We start from the raw sequence: 1,223 nt of genomic DNA, 5'->3' as shown, positions 1-1,223 counted from the left end.
TTCCTCGGCACGGTCGGCTCGACCGCACCGTTCGTCGGCCTGTTCGGCACGGTGTGGGGTATCTATCACGCACTGACCGCCATCGGCATCGCCGGCCAGGCGTCGATCGACAAGGTCGCGGGCCCGGTGGGCGAAGCGCTCATCATGACCGCCATCGGTCTGGGCGTGGCCGTGCCGGCCGTGCTCGGCTACAACTTCCTCGTGCGCCGTAACAAGGCCGTGATGGAGCGCGTGCGTTCGTTCGGCGCGCAACTCCACGCCGTCGTGCTGGCTGGCGGCAAGCGCGCCACGCGCAGCACGGCCCGTTCGGCCGCGCTGGCTGACTGAAGGAGGGACACGCCATGGCCATGAGCGTTGGAGGCGAAGGGGACGAGGACGAGGTCATCTCGTCCATCAACACCACGCCGCTCGTCGACGTGATGCTGGTGTTGCTGATCATCTTCCTGATCACGATTCCGGTGGTGACGCACACCGTGCCGCTGCAGTTGCCGAAGCAGGCGGTGATGCCGCTGCAGACGCAGCCGAAGAGCATCGAGATCGCGGTGAACCGCGATGGCGACTTCTTCTGGTACGAGAAGCACGTCGATGCAGCGACGCTGCTGGAGCGTCTGAAAGCGGCGGGCGTGCAGACGCCGCAACCGGAAGTGCATATCCGCGGCGACCAGGAAACGCGTTACGAGGCCATCGGCCGCGTGATCACGGACTGCGAGCGCGCGGGTATCGCGAAGGTGTCATTCATTACGGAGCCGCCTGCGCGCGGCGGTTAAGGGGCGGTTATGGGGATGAACGTATCGGGCGGCGGGAGCAGCGAACCGGAAGTGATGGTGGACATCAACACCACGCCGCTCATCGACGTGATGCTGGTGCTGCTGATCATGCTGATCATCACCATTCCGATCCAGATGCACGCGGTCAAGATGAACCTGCCGGTGGGCAATCCGCCGCCGCCGGCCGTGCAGCCTGAGGTGGTGCAGATCGATATCGACTTCGACGGCACCACCACCTGGAACGGTACGCTCGTGCCGGACAGCGCGACGCTGGAGCAGAAGTTTGCGCAGGTCGCGGCCGAGCCGGACCAGGCGGAGATTCACCTGCGTCCGAACCGGCTCGCGCCGTACAAGGACGTGGCCGCGGTGATGGCCGCGGCACAGCGCGAAGGGGCGACGAAGATCGGCCTGATCGGCAACGAGCAGTACATGCAGTGAGGAAATGAGAGTGAGCAG

Annotated in this window: 3 protein-coding genes; all 3 read left to right on the top strand. The window is 65.4% G+C overall.

Annotation, left to right across the window (positions count from 1 at the left end; genetic code table 11):
• On the top strand, positions 1-327 hold a 327-nt coding region (locus BFE01S_RS36745; protein ID WP_028229719.1), incomplete at its 5' end, for a MotA/TolQ/ExbB proton channel family protein.
• 14 nt (positions 328-341) lie between these two features.
• Positions 342-767 carry an ExbD/TolR family protein gene (locus BFE01S_RS36740; protein WP_028229718.1) on the top strand — a complete coding sequence of 142 codons (426 nt, stop codon included), beginning with the start codon at positions 342-344 and terminating at the stop codon, positions 765-767.
• 9 nt (positions 768-776) lie between these two features.
• Positions 777-1,205: an ExbD/TolR family protein gene (locus tag BFE01S_RS36735; protein WP_028229717.1), complete on the top strand. Its 429-nt coding sequence runs from the start codon at positions 777-779 to the stop codon at positions 1,203-1,205.
• Positions 1,206-1,223 lie beyond the last annotated feature (18 nt).

The organism is Paraburkholderia ferrariae NBRC 106233 (assembly GCF_000685035.1).
Taxonomy (GTDB): domain Bacteria; phylum Pseudomonadota; class Gammaproteobacteria; order Burkholderiales; family Burkholderiaceae; genus Paraburkholderia; species Paraburkholderia ferrariae.
Note: the sequence above shows the minus strand (reverse complement) of the source record. Positions and strands in the feature narration are given on the sequence as shown.